This window comes from Butyrivibrio sp. XPD2002, assembly GCF_000423945.1.
GTDB lineage: Bacteria > Bacillota > Clostridia > Lachnospirales > Lachnospiraceae > Butyrivibrio.
The window spans coordinates 29,004-44,851 of the sequence record NZ_AUIY01000004.1; the positions used below are offsets into that span (position 1 = coordinate 29,004).

Sequence of the window (15,848 nt, forward strand, 5' to 3'; positions counted from 1 at the left end):
GAAATAAGCTATGACAAGTATTGAAGAGCTGGTAGCGAGAGCAAAAGCCGAAAAAGCTTCTGATATCCACATTATATGCGGGCTCTGTCCTAAATACAGAAAGGACGGCTCTCTTGAAAATATGGAGGATACACCTGTCACCAAAGATGACTGTGTCTTGACAGCAAAGGTGCTTGCAAAAACAGAAGAAGCCTTCGAAACACTTATGAAAACCGGCGAGATAGATATCGGAGATACTATATCAAATGCAAGGTGCAGGATTCACATTTATAAGCAGCAGGGAGTGCCTTCCATAGCACTCAGAATCCTTTCGGAGGAGATACCTCAGCTTCCGATGCTTGGTCTTCCTCTTGGAGTTCTCGATATACCCAAGATGCATAAAGGCATAGTCATCGTTACAGGTGAAACAGGCTCCGGTAAATCAACAACCCTTGCAGCTATTCTGGATGAAATAAACCACAGCTACAAAAGGCACATAGTTACATTGGAAGACCCGATAGAATATGTATACAAACCGGATTTATGTGCCATAAACCAGCGCGAAATCGGAAAGGATACCGAGAGCTTCGCTGCAGGCTTAAGAGCTTCACTACGTGAGGACCCCGATGTAATCCTGATCGGTGAGATGAGAGATAGAGAAACCATAGAGACAGCGATAACAGCTGCAGAGACCGGACATCTTGTATTTGGAACGCTCCATACAGGAAGTGCGGCGGATTCAATAGATCGAATGGTTCAGGTATTCCCTGAGGCTAAAGCGCAGCAGATAAGAGTACAGCTTTCCATGGTTTTAAAGGCAGTCCTTACTCAGCAGCTTCTTCCCAAAAAGGAGGGAGGAAGAGTTCTTGCCACAGAGTACATGATAGTTACGGATGCCATAAAAAATCTCATAAGAAACGGGGATACACCTCAGATAGCAAACATGGTTGCCACCAGTGCTGAGATTGGCGGTCAGACAATGGACCAGTCGATAGTCATGCTGGTGAGAAAGGGAATGATAACAAGAGAAACAGCACTTCACTATGCAGTTAACAAGGACTTTGTATCAAGAAATATGAATTAACGTTAGAGGGGAAAGATGAACAGCTACAAATACACAGCTCTGTCAGCTTCAGGCGAGCAGGTTAAGGGGATGCTGGAAGCAATCGATCAGCTTGAAGCGACTGCAAAGATCAGGGAACAGTATAATGTGGTTTTATCAATAAAGGAGATCAGGAAGAGTTCTCTTGAGCTGCCGGAATTCCTGACTTCGGAAATCAGTGTGAAAAAGCTTGATCCTAAGGCTTTCACATTGATGTGTAGTCAGTTTGCCACAATTTTAAAAGCAGGTATTCCCATTGCAAGAGCTGTAAGACTTATCGGGGATAAAACAACAAATAAGAATCTGAAAAGACTTTTATCTGAGGTGTTTGCAGATGTTGAGGCAGGAAGATCACTTTCTTCCGCGTTTGAGGATCACGGATCAGGAATGCTTCCACCGACCTTTTGTGAGACCATAAGAGCAGGAGAGGAAGCGGGAGATCTGTCAGGAGCATTTGATTCGATGTTCAGACACTTCGACAAGCAGACAAAGCTTGGAAATAAGGTCAAAAGTGCTATGACCTATCCCATGTTCGTGCTCTTTGTAGCGGTTGTGGTTGTGATCATACTTATGGTAAAGGTGGTGCCCACATTTACGGCATTATTTGATGAGATTGGAGAACAGCTCCCTCTCACCACCAGAATACTCATAGGGATTTCGACATTTTTCAGTAATAACATACTTATCATTGCTACCGTGATCGCACTTATTGTGGTGCTTTTCATAATCTATAAGCAAAATCCCAAGGGAGCACTTCAGCTGGCAAGGCTGCAGCTTAGGCTTCCACTGTTTGGAAATATCGCAGAGCTCAATGCGGCAAGTCTTTTTTCAAACACAATGGCGACAATGATCAGCGCAGGCCTTCCGATGACAAAGGCAATAGATATAACTTCAAAGGTTATGACCAATGAAGTCTATAAGCAGAAAGTCGCAGAGATGGTTGGAAAGATAGAAGAAGGCAGGACCATTGCAAGCTCAATGCGTGAGATAGCTGTTATGCCGGATATTCTGACAGACATGGTTGCGGTCGGAGAAGAGACCGGCGAGATGAAGCACACCATGGATATCGTTGCAAAGTATTACGACAATGAGCTTGAGCAGGCAGTTGCGAAGGTAATTGCAATGCTTGAACCGGCGCTACTTATATTTATCGCGCTGATAGCAGGATTCATAGTAATAGCTATTTACATGGCAATGTTCAGCATGTATCAGGGGATGTAGGTTGGCAGAGCAAATTTACGAGATCATCTGCATATCGCTCTTTGGGCTTGTGTTTGGGTCATTCCTAAACTGCATGGCGATGCGAATGGTCAGAAAGGAAGATTACGTAAAGGGCAGAAGCCACTGCATGAGCTGTGGTCACGAGCTTGGCCCGCGGGACCTGATACCGGTTTTCAGCTATGTGAGTAGCGGCGGCAGATGCAGATACTGCAAGGAGAAAATATCACTCAGATATCCGATAACGGAAATCAGCTTCATGGTTCTTTCGGATGTCTTATACATCTGCACGAGACCTGACGGGATAATGTTTTATAAAAACTGGGTACTTGTCGGCTTACTCTTTGCAATAGCACTTGTAGACCTTGAAGCCTTTGAGGTTCCAAATGGGCTTCTCTTGGCAGCATTTATAAGCTGGGCAGCATTTTCAGTAATAGAGCTGATACTTGGAAGAAATAACCTTTTGTACTATGGAAAACAGCTCCTGGCAGGCCTGATATTAGGCGCGGTGATGCTTCTGTTAAGCCTCCTTATGGATTCTATATTAAAAAGAGACAGCCTTGGAGGCGGAGATATAAAGCTTTACGCAGTCCTCGGAGTTTATCTGGGATTTGCAAAGAGCTACGAACTGGTACTTTTGTCCTGCATATTCGGACTTATTTTTGCACTTATAAGAAAAATGATAAGCCGTAATGCTTCGAAGGAATTTCCGTTTGGACCTTCAATTGCTTCGGCGGCATATCTGGTTTTACTGTTTGGAGATGCGATAACAGCCTGGTATTTCAAACTGCTATAAGAGGGGTAAACAGATGGCAAGAAATGATGGCGTTTTAGGATTAAGTGTTACTCATGAAATTCTCTCACTTACGCTAATGAAGGGCGGAGTAATACGCAAGACAGTATGGGAAGAATTCCCGGACAATATAGTTGAGGAAGGAAAAATTGTTTCCCAGAACCTGTTTGCAGAATTCCTAAAGGAGCAGCTGAAGGAAAAGAAAATTAACTGCAAAAATGTAGCGTATGTAATTTCGGACACAGATATTTTCGTCCGTAATATTTCTATGCCCAAGATAGATGAAGAACAGATAAGGTTCAACATCCCCTTTGAATTCAAGGATCTGATCCAGGGTGAGCTCAATCAGTATGTATATGACTACGTTGAGAGACGAACCGTGAATGATGAAGGAAGTAATACCATAAAACTTCTTGCTTATGCAGTTCCTTTAGGTGTTATCACAGAAATTCGTGAGACCTTAAAGCTTGCGGGATTGAAGCTGGTAAAGGCTTTGCCTGAGACCTCGGTCTATGAGACTCTCCTTGGTGCCATAGGCAATGAGGAGGAAATCCTGAAAGAGCGCTGCTTTATGGATATCAGTCAGAAGACTATAAGAATGATGATATTCAAGAACGGTGAGTTCAAGGTTTCTCACATGATCGATATAGGTGAGGACAGGGTAATAGATGCTATTGCCGATGAATTCAACGTCGACAGGCATCTTGCAGTTACTTACCTTAGAAGCAAATATAAGGACTGTGACCAGGTTCCCGGTGCTATCAATGCATACAAGGATATCTCGATAGAGATAATGAAAGGAATAAATTACTACGAGATGTCAGATATGACATCAAGGCTTAAGGATATCGTCCTTTGCGGTATGGGTGCGATGACAGAGCCTTTGGTAGAGATGCTTAAGCAGCGCCTTGATAAAAATGTAGTGACGCTTGATGAATTATATCCAAAATTCAAGAAGGATAAGGATATAAGCGTGACCTTCGGCTCGGTGGGAATACTTCTTAGTGATGCCGTCGGAGCAGCCACTAACGGAGATATGGCTGTTGCCGGAGAAAAGAGAAAGGTAAAGACAAGCTCCGTACTTATTGCAGCTGCTGCGATTCTTGTTGTCCTTTGTATTGGTGCAAAGTTTGGTGTCATAGACAGAATGAATATTCTTAAGGCTGAGAGAGAAAAGGCAGCACTTTTACAGGAGGAAATAACTGCGCAGACAAAGCTTATAGTGGATGCCGAGAGCGCGATGGAGGACTACTACCACTATAGCTGGGATATGCTCAGCGATGAGGAAAAGGGAAGAGTTGACAGATTAGAGGCGGCAAAGCTTGCTGATCTGATAGGGCAGCAGGGTATGAAGATAAAATTTATGGACCTTGCAGGAGAGACGCTTACCGTTGATCTTCTCGCAAAGAATCTTGACAGTGTAAGTCAGCTGTCAAGGCTCTTAAGCCAGCAGGATATAGTTGAAAGCTGCGCTGTTACTTCAGCAAAGACTATAGAGGAGGCACTTCGCGATGATATTGGGGCCGGGGATAACAATGTTAATGCTCAGATAAAGATATATCTGATTACTGATTCTTCAAAAGAGGGGAATGAACAGTGAATAGACTAAACAAGGAACTAACCGGAACTGAAAAAATTCTGCTTGTTATTCTGGGACTTGTGATAATCGGAGCCCTGTACTATTTGCTTATATTTACTCCGATCGAGAATGGAATAGAAGCAGCAAGATCAGAGCAGCAGGCTCTTGAAACAGAGCTCTCTGTCACCAAGGCAAGGCTTGAAAAGATAGAGAGAATGCAGGCGGATGTAAGTAGTGAGGATAAGTCTGGAATCAGCTATATGCCAAGCTATAATGCGGGAAAAGAGGAAATTGATTTTCTCCACACCTTGCTTGGGAAGGCTACGGACTATTCTGTAAAGTTCACAAACATCTCAAGAGAAGAAGACCTTATCCGCAGGGATTTTGCAATGAGCTATACAGCAGGGAGCTTAGCTCAGGCAGAAAAAATCCTTAAGGAACTTGAAGACAGTGAGCTTAGGTGCCTCGTAGGTGATATGTCGATATCTCCGTTTTTCAGAGAGTCAAACCTTCAGGACGGTGAGGTGACAGTAAGCTTAAGCGGAACATTTTATGAGACCATGCACGGAGGAACTCCGGATAAAGAGCTGCCGGAGGACCAGAAGAAGGAATAATTATCAATGCGTTCATCTTTAAAAGTTAAATGTCAGAAAAAATTAAAATCCGATAATGGCGCATCCGTAATTCTTGCTCTGGTGGGATTTCTCATCGTTGCCTTTGTTGCCATAGCTATCGTGAATGCAGCGATTCTTAATGCGAGGCGAACAGTCGAGGAGAAAAAAGAGGAGGTAGCATATATTGCTACAACCGAAGCTGCGAGACTGATTCAGGATTGTATCGAGGGAGATTTCGCATACAAAAGGGCTGAGGATGATGATGAATCAACGCTGACAGGAGTTGACGACAAGCTTGGAGACAGCATTAAAAGCATGGCAGATTCCATAGCTGCAGGGGGAGGAAGCCAGGAGAGAGACATTAGCTTTTCATACAGCGGACTTGAAAAGATTGAAGGAAGCCTCGTTGGAAAAATGAAGATGGATTCAAGCTATACGATTTCCATCGATATCTGGGTGGAATCCGGAAAAACGGATTATCCTCTTACGATTATTATCCCCGGAGAGGGACAGACAATTGAAGAGGAAATCCCCGGGACAGGCGATGAAAACGGAAACATGGAAAAAAGAAAAGTAACCTATGCATCATGGTCAGGCGAGGGAGCATATATTATCGGAAAACAGAAGGACTAAAGTAAGAACGGGTAAATAGTCATGCGGGTCAGGATATTAAAAAGGCTTAAAAGTAAAAAAGGAGAGTCGCTTATAGAGACTCTGGTAGCGCTTCTCATAGGAGTGCTGGCGCTGATGATGCTGCCGGGGGCAGTTGTTGGAGCAGCCAGAGCTAACAGGAAGGCGGCGGAACAGTCGGTCTATTCTGATGAGAATGCAGTGAACTTTGGGGTTGAGGTTACTGATTTTAGCATTAGGTGACAGATACAGGTATGAAAAGGAAAAAGATAAAGCTGATAAAGCTTTTGCGGAATAAATTAAAATCCGATTCAAAGGGATTTTCCATATTGGAAATGCTGCTAGCTGTGGTCATACTGCTTCTAGCTACGCAGCTTGTGACTCAAGCCATGGACCTTGCGGCAAAGCGCTATATAGAGAGCACCAACAGATCCAAGGCGCAGATGATAATGTCGACGCTATCCGATTTTGTAAGAAATGAGCTGACTACAGCGAGTGATTTTGTATTAGAGGGCAATGACATATCCTTTATCGATGGCAGCGGCATCCTGGGCGGAAGATGTGTGCTGGCAAATGATCAGAACACGGTATGTCTTAAGAACATAAAATCTGAAAAAAGCTATTATCCGATAGTTGGATCAAATAACGGAACAGCTTTTAATTATGCAAATAACCTTAGAGTGAGATTTGACCTTGGTTCATCTAAGGATGACAGTAACATAAATTTTGTTTACACGATAAATGTAGAGGATAAAACAGGTAAGGAGCTGGCGGCCGGAAAATATAAGGTTACGGTGAAGGCTTCAGAAATGGATTAAAAATTTTCTTAAAATAAAATACTAGTTGGGGAGTTAGTTGGTAATGAAAAAAGTTAACTTAAGAGAAGACAGAAAAGGCTTTACGATTGCAGAGCTATTAATAGTTATAGCTATTATCATAATTCTTATGGCATTTGGCTTTATTGCCGGCATGAGATTAATAAGGAATATGCGACAGTCTCACCTTGATAAAAGAGCTGAGGCTGTTTATTATGCCGCTGAAAGCCGAATGATGGAGCTTTTCGTAACTGAAGAAAAGACAGAGAAGAAGGAAGATAAAAAGGTAAAGGCGGTAGTTGAAAAGCTGTACAATGCCAAGACCTTTAACTATGAGGGCGCAACACTGGCGTATATCACATCGGAGGATGTGGGAGAAGCAAAGAACCTGTTTGCAGAGGATAACTCTCTGGAAGCAGAGATAAAATCCGCATCCTGGATCATAGAGTACGACCCTGTCAGCCTTAATGTATTTGCGGTTATTCTTAGTGATGATCTGGAAAAAGCCGGAACAAGTATCGCAGGACTTAGCGAATCACCAAGTGGTGCGCCTGTAAGAGGAACACCGCAGGACAGAATAGCAGCCTTTGATGCCTATGTGGGCTATTACTCAGAGGGTGCAAACGGCGTCCTGGGAGCTTCTGCTAAGAATGGTCTGTCAGTTGGCGCATGGATTCTTAACAGACGTGACCTTCTTGGTGTCATCAAGATTACTGCAGACGAGAACACAAGGGCTGCAATTGAGAATCTCTCCTTCAGAATATCTCTTAAGGGAACCAAGTCGACGTCAGACGGAGACGAGGTTGACATCTCTTCAAATGAAATATACTGGCAGAACTATGCAGGTGATAGTGGTAGCAATTTCCTTGAGTCTGATGGAAGGACAGGAATAGTTATCACCACTAATGATGTCAGAAATACAATCCCTGTATCCTGCTTTGGTGATACAACGGATTCGAATGATAAATATGGTCTTATTGGATATATAAAGCTCGACAGTCTTGATATCGACAGACAGTTTAAGGATCTTAAAGTAAAGGGTGGCGGTGCGTTAGGCGATTATATAACACCCGGTGATGATATCACTATGTCCGTAAAGGTCTGGGATTCTTCTGATGGTAATTCCAATTATTCACAGAATGTCAGAAGGACAAGCGCAATCTCAAATACTGAGAACAGTCTGTATGCAGATTTTGACGTAGAAGGTGCAAATGGCGTAGCTAAGATAGTTTACCCCAGACATCTTCAGAATCTTGCAGCGGAGTTTTCAGAGGTAAAGGCCGAGATGGCAGCAGGTAACAGTAATCCCGGCAGCATGGATGCTGTACTTCTCGAGGATATCACCTGGGATGAGGAGAAGAACCTGTATAAGCAGGGCGGCTCTTTGGGTGTAATACGTAATTTCACACCTATATCCAATACTCAGCTCGTATCCTTTAACGGATATAGATTTGAGACAGCAAAGAGTGCTCAGCCCCTTAGAAATATTGAGGATGCCACAAAGGAAAATCCGGAGGAGGTAAACCTCAAATCATCTAAGAAGGAAAACAAATACCATTACATTACAGGATTAAGAATAGACACTTCTGACAGTTCATACAGGATAGTAGGAAACCCGGCAGATATCGGGTTATTCGGTAAGCAGTCAAATCTTACGCTTGCTAATCTTGTTCTTACCAATTTTGATATTAAGAATAATAATGCCGGCGGTACAGGAATGCTGGCAGGTGAGCTTGATAATTCCAAGATTAAAAATGTGCTCATCTATGAAAAGAAGGATGCAAACAAGGTAATTACGGGAGCCGGAGATACAGCCGGCGTAGTTGGCGTGCTAAACAGTTCGTCCATAGAGGACTGTGTAATCAAGAATATCTCTGTCAAGACTACTGCAGGTTCAGCAGGAGCTCTTGCAGGAAAAGCATCATCCTCAGAGATTAAGAATACGCTGGCATACAACGGCGAGATTACCGGTGTAGAGGGAAGCAACACTCCCGGAACAACAGTGGGCTTTGACGATTCCAAACTGGAGATTACAGGCGGTAAGAACGCGGGTGGTCTCATCGGTGAGATGGATGGTGGAAGTGTTACAGGCGCAGCAGCAGCGCTGTATGTAAGAGCAACCGGTGGAAATGCCGGAGGCTTTGTTGGCAGCGCTCGCGGAGCTTCAATAGATATGTGCCATTCAGGCGGTCATACTGTAACCCTTGATAATAAGATTGGACGATATGACAAGGTTCAGTCAGATGGCTCAAAGGGAAGAGTTAATGTTATAGGAAGCTCTAATGCAGGTGGTTTTGCAGGTAAGCTTGATGGCGCATCTGTTCAAAACAGTTATTCAACCTGCTCTGCAACAGCCGGAACAGTTGGCGGCTTTGTCGGTGCTTCATCAGGTGGAACAATATCCAAAAGCTATGCAGTAGGACAGGTATTCTTTACAAATGCAGCCTCTGCAGGCGGTTTTGCCGGAAGTCTTGGTGGTGCCGGAGTATCAGATGATCACTATTTTGAGATTATCAATCCTACTGAAGATGGCAAGTATTTGCAGGGAGTAGGTAATGTCAAGAAGGACGCAGAAGGCTTAAAGGCAATAGATAAGCCTCTTGAAAAGGGTGAAGATGAGTACGAGTACAACAAGTTCATGCTGGCAGCAGCTGACTTAACAATGGCTCGTCAGGATAAAACACATAGATATGACAGTGAACTTCAGCCTGCAATTTTCGCTATGCCCTTCTGCTCACAGCTAAAGGATGTGGCTTCTTCTGACATGTTCTTTGTAGAAGCGCATTACGGCGACTGGCCCATTGTGGAAACACATGTAATAAATGCAGACAGTTCTGCAAGGGTTCGATTTACAATGTCTGATCCCTTTGCGGTTATCAAGGCCTTTGCCAGCGACCTCAGTAAATCCGATATATTAAGGTCTCTCGCAGAAGAGGTCATAACTACGCCTATTCCGGAGGAGGACCTCGCCGAAAATAAGGACTCAAGTGAGGAACAGGCTCCTGCTGAGGAAGAGGAGAAGGCGGAAGAGATTAAGGAAGAAGAGACTCAGCCTGAAGAACAGGTTGAAGAAACCACATCTGAGGAGAGTGAGACACAGCAGGAAGAGACTCGTCAGGATGAGGTTTTAGAGGAAAATACAGAAGCTCCATCAGAGGAGCCCGCAACCGAAGAAGCAAAGGATGAAACTGCGACAGAGACTGCAGAGCCTCAGGAGGAGAAGCCTGCTGATGAGACAGCAGCCGAAGCTCCTACAGAGGATAAGGAAAAGGAAGACCAGGATCTTATAGAAGAACAATCCTATGCGATGGTAGTAGGTGAAGAGGAAGAAGAGCCGGAAGATGATTCTATAGAGGGTCGCCTTGAGGCAGAAGGAAGTGGCGTAGCCATAACCTTTGGAAAGGATGCAGAGATTCCTGAAGGCTCCGAGCTTCAGGTTACCTATATCACAGAGGATAGCGAGGACTATGACTATTCTCAGCTTATTAGTGATGCCACAGAAGCAATGGAGATAGATTCTGAGGAAGTCGCTAGCTATAAGGCAATTGATATTGCAATCATGAAGGACGGCGAAGAAATCCAGCCGAAGGCACCTGTTGATGTAGAAATAAAGGCAGAGAATTTCTATGAGAATAAGGAGCTTTTCCTTGATGATGAAGTGACAGCTGTTCACATAAAGGAGGATGATCCTGAGGTTATCGGTACTGAGCTTAAGAAGGATGAGACTGAGAAGAACTCACAGGCTGAGGATGAGAACCCTGCAGCAAATGAGTCTGCGGATTTCGTCAACTTTACTGCAGACGGATTTTCCGTTTATGTTCTTGTGCAGCCTATCAGTGCCAAGAAGGTTGTCACATCTGATGATAGTACCTATCAGATAACAGTTGATTATGATAATGCATCCGGTATTCCCGCAGATGCTGAGCTTGTAGTGGTTGAAACTACATGTGATAGTGCTGAGTATGCAGGCATTGTGGAGGAAAGTGCAAAGGAACTTGGAACCTACAGTGAATATGTAAAGGGTGCACATGTATTTGATATTTCATTTGTTAATCCTGAAACTGGTGATACATACCAGCCTGTTAAGGATGTAAAGGTTTCTGTAGAACTTATGCAGGAAGAGGTTGACGCAGAAGACGAAGAGATTAAGGTTGTTCACTTTGGGGAAGCCAATGAGGTTCTTCGGCCTGTTGTAAATGAAGGTCAGATTGAGTTTACTACAGGCGGTTTCTCAACCTATACAATCATCAAGTTACCTACCTTTGATGTATTTGATACTGCCCTTGATGGCGAAAAGTATTACATATCATATGAGGATACAACTACAGATCCAGCTACAAAGTATTATCTCTTCATAGATGGATCAACATCTCCTGTCAGTTTTGGATACACCGATGATGCTGCCAAGGCTACAGCATGGAATTTTGAGCTTTTTGGAAAGGGTTACAGAATTAGCAACGGAACCAATTACCTGTCCAATGATGGAACTGATTGGATGCTGGGTACTGAGACAAATGCCAGCGAATTTACATCGACAGACTGGGGTGACTATCATCTTCTGTGCCTTGCTGAGTCAAATTTGCCTAATAAATATCTTGGATATGGAGCAGCAGCAGATCACCTTGATATGATAGCTAACACTGCTACAGCGCATATGCAGCTTACTGTTGCAGTTAATGGTACTGATATTGAGGATAAATCCTACCATGGAAGAAGCTTCTATATCACTGGAAGCGGATATTTCCTTACCTATAAGGATGGATCAACATATACTCAGGCTCAGGTTCCGACGATGTCTACCGAGTGGACCTTTATTCTTGATGACCATGGCTACAAGATTCACAACGGACAGAAGTATGTTGGAATTGAGAATGGACAGGTGGTGTTCACAAAAGCATCAAAGGGTGCTCAGTTCAAGGTTGTTGATCTTGGCGAGTATCACTTGCTTGAGTACTATGATGAGACAGCTTCTATACCTGGATACAACGGACAATATCTGAATATTGGAAGAGCAAAGGATTCTCAGTTTGGCATAGCTGCAACTGATCCTTCAAATCCTGCTGAGACAGCCAAGATGCTGCTCATAAATGATATTACTATAGAAGGCAACTATGCTATGTATCTGACTAAGGCACCAGATAAGTTTGCTGTTGCTGATGTGAAGGTGACACAAAGTGGCAGAGGCGACATGCTAAGAGCTGATAATATTAAAGGTATTGTCAACGAAACCACAGGTCAGATAGTGGAAACGGCGTCAGTTAAAATTAATGCCACCTGGAATTTTGAGAAGGGCGAGAACAAATTTGAGCATTATATTAAGGTTGCTTCAGGAACTCAGGTCGGAAAATATCTGAATCTGGTATGGGATGGCGGAAAGTCACATCTTAGGCTGACAGATACGAAGCAGGCCCTTACTATAGCGACTTTACCAAATGGACAGATCCGTATTTTCGGTGGAAGTAATACGGCGCCTCTCGCAGTTGACTATTCAAATGGTGGTAAGAATTTCCAGGCCTATGAGTTTTTAAAAGGCTCTGATGGTACTGCTACAAATGAGTGGTTTAACATTGCGGAAGTCAGCACTTTGACTCACTACACATTGCATTACACCTATCCTAAGGAAGTGGATGATGTGGGTTATAAGAATAATCTTCCGGCCGCAACTACAGAATTTGTTTCAGGGAATGCATCGGATACGACAGGACCTCTTCAAAATTATGAGCTGAAGGCTCCCACCGCTGATAAGTATTATTCCTATGATGATAACTGGAAGTACACATACGAGTTTGTGGGCTGGAAAATTGCTGGCCTTACAGGAATTCATGATCAGCAGACCTTTATACCGACTGAAATAATTGATCTTGTAAATTACATGGAGGGACTTACTCCAAAGATCAGACCTTCAGGCTCTACCATAAACATTAAGGCTGTATGGAAGCTGGTTAAGAAGGAAAAAATTGAATATAAGGTAATCTATCAGATGTTTGATGCTGAGCCTGGTTACGGTACAGGAATAATTGGAGATAAGCTTCCTGATATCGTTGACCTTCCTTATGATGCCGGAACATCGTATCTGGCAACTGAAACTGTGGCTCAGGATGACATAAAAAAGTATTCACTCAGAAACATCGGTTATAAGGATGGCGATGGAAAGTACTGGATATCTTATCAGGAAAAGACCGACCCAGATGGATATTTCCCTAATAGGAATGTAAGGACATATCAGCGCTATAGCGGATCCGGAGATTTAACGTTCTATCACACCTATTTGTTCATGGGATGGGAAACAGAAACAGGAGCAGTTTTAAGCGCTTACGATCTCGATCATAATAAGCGTGATCTTTCAAAATATGATGAGAATCTTGATGGAACGATAGAGCTCAAGGTTGTATGGTCTTACCAATGGGCTGAATCAGGAAACTCAAATCCGTCAGTGAATTTGTCAGTGCTTAGAAATGCTGACCAGATTGATAATCCGAACAATGCTAATCAGTTCCTTACTGAAGACAGGAGTATGTATATTCATATCGATGGCGCTACTATGTACCAGCTTGATGAGAATGGCTATCCTGTTGCCCATACTGAATGCAGAGCTCCTTCCAAGAGGCCCTATAAGTATTTCATGCAGTATATTATCGACGAAAATACTGTAACAAGAACTGAGAAGGATATCGTCAGAGCTGATAAAGCTGTTAGGAGAAAGCTTGCAGGAAGCGACGGGTATTCTGATAGCGGTGCAATAGACGAGACTGTTCATGACAAATATGAGTCTGAGAGCACTGTAGGACCTGTAAGTGACAATGTAGATAAGGGTCACACATGGCAGATTTCATATCTTCCAAGTGATGAGCGTGTGTTTGATTATCTTAGCAAGAAATCAACAAGAGATATATTTATATACAATGAAATTACCGGTAGAAGCGAGAAAATTAATAAAAGTGAGCTTACTCCGGATAAATACATGATCAGATGGGTAGTTGTTAAGTACCAGTCAGGAGACAGTGAGATTGGATGGCATATCAACGCCAAGATTACTAAGAAGATAAGCTGTGTGACAGTAACCAAGACCTTTAAGGGTAATGCTGATAATATCAGTAAACTGATGGATGGTATTGAACAAATACAGGAGGGAGATTCGGAATCAGAGATATCCAGAAAGGTTGATATTGCCAAGAAGAAGTTCAATATCACTCTTAAAAACAATGCAAATCCTGACGAGGTATTGTATCTTACACTACTAAACCGGGTGACTAATAATGCCGCAATATCAAAGACCGGCATGGCAAAGGTTGCTAATGATACCTTTGGCTATGTTGATTACAAGGAGAAAACAGATAGCAACGGCAATATAACCGGTACCTACACCTGGCTTATAACTTTTGATGATGAAAAGACCTTTTCAATTAAGGAGAACAATTACGACGACAGGGATCCGGTTACAGGTAAGTCAACCTTTGGTACAGAGCTGACTTATAACCAGACTAACACCGGAGCATCTGATGATGGTGAAGAAAAGCAGTGGGATCCGGAAATACCTGTTAAGACATCAGCAGAGCCGACAGATAATACGGATTACGAGGATAATTTTACAACTAACCTTACCAACAACATTAAGCCAATTTCCCTTTTCAGAATCAAGAAGATCAATGATAAAAAAGAGGGAATAAAGGACGTTAAGTTCAAGGTATATCTTAAGGGTAGTGATGATCCCATAAGGCTTTATTATCGAAATGATGGCGAAAATCCTGATGGAAACTACAACGTTCTTTATGAGAACAATAAGAGTGAGTTCTATGCTCTTACAAATGACAAGGGATTTCTTAACCTGTACCTTGCATGGCCTCAGAATGAACCAATTGTTTATACGATTCAGGAAGAGATTCCGGAGGGATATCAGGGACATGAAAAGTATGCTCCGAAATTCGAAGTTGAGGTAAAGAATGACGGAACAGTTTCCATTACAAAGTCCAAAATCGATATGCCACCGTCCTATGGTATGGTTGAGCCTTATGCAATAACAGAAAACGGAACAGAAGATGTCTGGACCAAGAAGCCCTATGAAAAAGTCGGTGAAGAGCAGATAGCTATCTGTAATGGTGCGCTTGTAACCAATAGCAGCGGAGTTGAAATTGCTCTTAAGAAGATTTCCGGTAAAGCTGATACTGATGGAAAGGCAGAACGACTTGGTGAAGCACAGTTCACCTTCTATGATGCAACAAAGGAAGGCGATAATAATTCGCTTGCATCAGTTGTTGATGGCAGCGCCACGGAGTACAAGAATATTATTCTTAAGAATGGTGATGATGAAGAAGTGGCAACTGTTGTCAAATCGACTGATTCAGCTGATGAAAAGGGCAATCTGATTTTCAAGATTCCTGCTGGAATATATTACATGAAGGAGACAACAGCACCTGCCAAATATGAGCCTGATTACTATGTAGAAGAAGGTAAGGATCCTGATGATGAGGAAAATCATCTACAGTATATTTACAGAATTTATGTAGGAGAGGACTACGTTAAACAGGCAGTAGAGGATGTCCGGAAGGATACAGGAAAAACACTGGATATAGTAGAAAACGGCGAGAATCAGACGATGTATGTGATCGTCAGAATGGATAAGGATGATGCTGCTGAAAAGATTGATACCGAATGTATCCAGAAGAACAGAGCTGTTATAGGTGATTTTGGAATCATAGATCTGTCAAAAGAAGTAACCAAGGTCGTTTTAAAGAAGGTAGGAGGAGATGGCTTACCGCTTACTGGACCTAAGTTTGAGATATACAGAAGTGACGGACTCAGGATTCTGAATGGTGAAAACGAAAGCTGGACTGCCGGCGCAGCCGGAGCGTTCTATATTGGAAAGCTAAGTGTAGGTACTTATTTCTTACATGAGACTGCAAATGGCGGAGCAGGCAGTGATTGCTGGATAAGAATCGATGTGGAAAAAGACGAAGGAGGAACTATCAAGGTAAGTGAACCTAAACAAATATCAGGCTCACCGTTTAAATTAGACACTGAATAAGTGGTAATCATGAAATAATTATAAAAAATATAACAATTTAACGAATTTTTAAGAATGTGTATGACGATATTGTGGTAAAATATACACAGAAGATAT

Annotated in this window: 9 protein-coding genes; all 9 read left to right on the forward strand. The window is 42.8% G+C overall.

Annotated features, from left to right (window positions below):
- Window positions 1–10 precede the first annotated feature (10 nt).
- The 9 genes from G587_RS0103130 to G587_RS0103170 are packed head-to-tail and all read left to right on the forward strand — an operon-like array spanning window position 11 to window position 15,752.
- Window positions 11–1,063, forward strand: a complete 1,053-nt coding sequence (locus tag G587_RS0103130; RefSeq protein WP_026491050.1) for a type IV pilus twitching motility protein PilT — start codon at window positions 11–13, stop codon at window positions 1,061–1,063.
- Window positions 1,064–1,078: 15 nt separating this feature from the next.
- Window positions 1,079–2,302, forward strand: coding sequence for a type II secretion system F family protein (locus tag G587_RS0103135; RefSeq protein ID WP_026491051.1), 1,224 nt, complete (start codon window positions 1,079–1,081; stop codon window positions 2,300–2,302).
- Window position 2,303: 1 nt separating this feature from the next.
- Entirely contained in the window at window positions 2,304–3,095 is a 792-nt protein-coding gene (locus G587_RS0103140) for a prepilin peptidase (RefSeq protein ID WP_026491052.1), read from the forward strand.
- Between the two features lie 13 nt (window positions 3,096–3,108).
- Window positions 3,109–4,692 carry a pilus assembly protein PilM gene (gene pilM, locus G587_RS0103145; protein ID WP_026491053.1) on the forward strand — a complete coding sequence of 528 codons (1,584 nt, stop codon included), beginning with the start codon at window positions 3,109–3,111 and terminating at the stop codon, window positions 4,690–4,692.
- A complete protein-coding gene (gene gspM, locus G587_RS0103150; protein WP_026491054.1) occupies window positions 4,689–5,285 on the forward strand; it encodes a type II secretion system protein GspM in 597 nt (198 codons plus the stop codon). The genes pilM and gspM overlap by 4 nt, the downstream gene beginning before the upstream one ends.
- 6 nt (window positions 5,286–5,291) lie before the next feature.
- Window positions 5,292–5,918, forward strand: coding sequence for a hypothetical protein (locus G587_RS0103155; protein WP_026491055.1), 627 nt, complete (start codon window positions 5,292–5,294; stop codon window positions 5,916–5,918).
- Between the two features lie 21 nt (window positions 5,919–5,939).
- Window positions 5,940–6,158, forward strand: a complete 219-nt coding sequence (locus G587_RS0103160; protein ID WP_026491056.1) for a type II secretion system protein — start codon at window positions 5,940–5,942, stop codon at window positions 6,156–6,158.
- Window positions 6,159–6,169: 11 nt separating this feature from the next.
- On the forward strand, window positions 6,170–6,733 hold the full coding sequence (locus G587_RS0103165) for a hypothetical protein (protein ID WP_155829406.1): 564 nt from the start codon (window positions 6,170–6,172) through the stop codon (window positions 6,731–6,733).
- A gap of 43 nt (window positions 6,734–6,776) precedes the next feature.
- Window positions 6,777–15,752 (forward strand): SpaA isopeptide-forming pilin-related protein, encoded by an 8,976-nt coding sequence (locus tag G587_RS0103170; RefSeq protein ID WP_026491058.1) that lies wholly within the window; start codon window positions 6,777–6,779, stop codon window positions 15,750–15,752.
- The last annotated feature ends 96 nt before the right edge of the window (window positions 15,753–15,848 follow it).

Bases quoted from the DNA above. Each gene is read 5' to 3' on its own strand.
- G587_RS0103130 (WP_026491050.1), top strand. From the start codon at position 11: ATGACAAGTATTGAAGAGCTGGTAGCGAGAGCAAAAGCCGAAAAAGCT.
- G587_RS0103135 (WP_026491051.1), top strand. From the start codon at position 1,079: ATGAACAGCTACAAATACACAGCTCTGTCAGCTTCAGGCGAGCAGGTT.
- pilM (WP_026491053.1), top strand. From the start codon at position 3,109: ATGGCAAGAAATGATGGCGTTTTAGGATTAAGTGTTACTCATGAAATT.
- G587_RS0103155 (WP_026491055.1), top strand. From the start codon at position 5,292: ATGCGTTCATCTTTAAAAGTTAAATGTCAGAAAAAATTAAAATCCGAT.
- G587_RS0103160 (WP_026491056.1), top strand. From the start codon at position 5,940: ATGCGGGTCAGGATATTAAAAAGGCTTAAAAGTAAAAAAGGAGAGTCG.
- G587_RS0103165 (WP_155829406.1), top strand. From the start codon at position 6,170: ATGAAAAGGAAAAAGATAAAGCTGATAAAGCTTTTGCGGAATAAATTA.
- G587_RS0103170 (WP_026491058.1), top strand. From the start codon at position 6,777: ATGAAAAAAGTTAACTTAAGAGAAGACAGAAAAGGCTTTACGATTGCA.